At 60.7% G+C, this 1,312-nt stretch carries 1 protein-coding gene; it reads left to right on the forward strand.

The features are described 5' to 3' along the window. Nucleotides 1-88: 88 nt before the first annotated feature. Complete coding sequence (locus C3Y15_RS31400; protein WP_014723161.1) at nucleotides 89-1,309, forward strand: ISL3 family transposase; 1,221 nt, start codon at nucleotides 89-91, stop codon at nucleotides 1,307-1,309. Nucleotides 1,310-1,312: the final 3 nt, after the last annotated feature.

Raw genomic sequence — 1,312 nt, forward strand, 5'->3', positions numbered from 1 at the left:
AAAAAAAGGTTCATCGTAGGAAACCGTGGAGGGTTTTAGAGCGATTGCGTAACCTGACGCCTGACTTTAAGGACGTCAGGAGAAGCAATTGCTCGATCGCAAGGCACTTCAGGCACTGGGCTGCTGGACGGGTTACCGGTTGGAGCGTGTGGAATGGCCGGAAGGCGACGGCCGCACGCTGTCGCTGTATTTGAAGCCGATCAGCAAGGTCATGTATTGCGAGCAATGTGGTGCACGCTGCCAGCAAATCCACGAGACAACGGTTCGCCGGGTGCGTGACCTGCCGCTGTTCGAATACCGGGTGGTGCTGCACGTTCCGCGCCGCCGAGTCTGGTGTGAACGCTGCGGCGGCCCGCGACTGGAGAAGCTGGCGTGGCTGGGCCGCTACCAGCGAGTGACGGAGCGCTTCGCCAAGGCCTGCGAGAAGCTGCTGCAAGCGGCCAGCGTGCAGGCCGTGGCGGCCTTCTACGACCTGGGCTGGCACACGGTCAAATCGATCGACAAGATGCGTCTGCGGGCGCGTGTGCGCGAGCCCGACTGGTCAACGATCCGCTATCTGGCGATGGACGAGTTCGCGCTGCATAAAGGCCATCGCTACGCCACGGTGGTGGTCGAGCCGATGAGCCGGCAGGTGCTCTGGATCGGACAGGGCCGCTCGCGCGAGACTGCCCGTGCCTTCTTCGAGCAGCTTCCCGAAGGCGTTGCCAAGCGTATTGAAGCGGTGGCGATCGACATGACCACGGCGTATGAACTCGAAATCAGGGAACAGTGTCCACAGGCGGAGATCGTCTTCGACCTGTACCACGTCGTGGCCAAGTACGGCCGCGAAGTGATAGATCGGGTGCGAGTGGACCAGGCCAATCAACTCCGACATGACAAGCCGGCCCGCAAAGTTCTGAAGTCCAGCCGCTGGTTGTTGCTGCGCAACCGCCACAACCTCAAGCCAGATCAGGCCGTGCACCTGAAGGAGTTGCTGGCGGCCAATCAGTCGCTGTTATGCGTCTACGTGTTACGCGACGAGCTCAAGCGGCTCTGGTTCTATCAGAAGCCAGCCTGGGCGCAAAAGGCTTGGGAACAATGGTTCGAGCAGGCTCAGCAAAGCGGGATCGCCGCCCTGCAAAAGTTCGCCGAGCGCTTGCAGGGCTACTGGCACGGAATCGTGACTCGCTGCCGCCATCCGCTCAATACCAGCGTCGTCGAAGGCATCAACAACACCATCAAGGTCATCAAGCGTCGGGCTTACGGGTACCGTGACGATGAATACTTCTTCCTCAAGATCCGCGCCGCCTTCCCCGGTAATCCTCGATGAACC

The sequence above is a fragment of the Burkholderia sp. B10 genome (genome assembly GCF_004368385.1).
Classification (GTDB): Bacteria; Pseudomonadota; Gammaproteobacteria; order Burkholderiales; family Burkholderiaceae; genus Burkholderia; species Burkholderia vietnamiensis.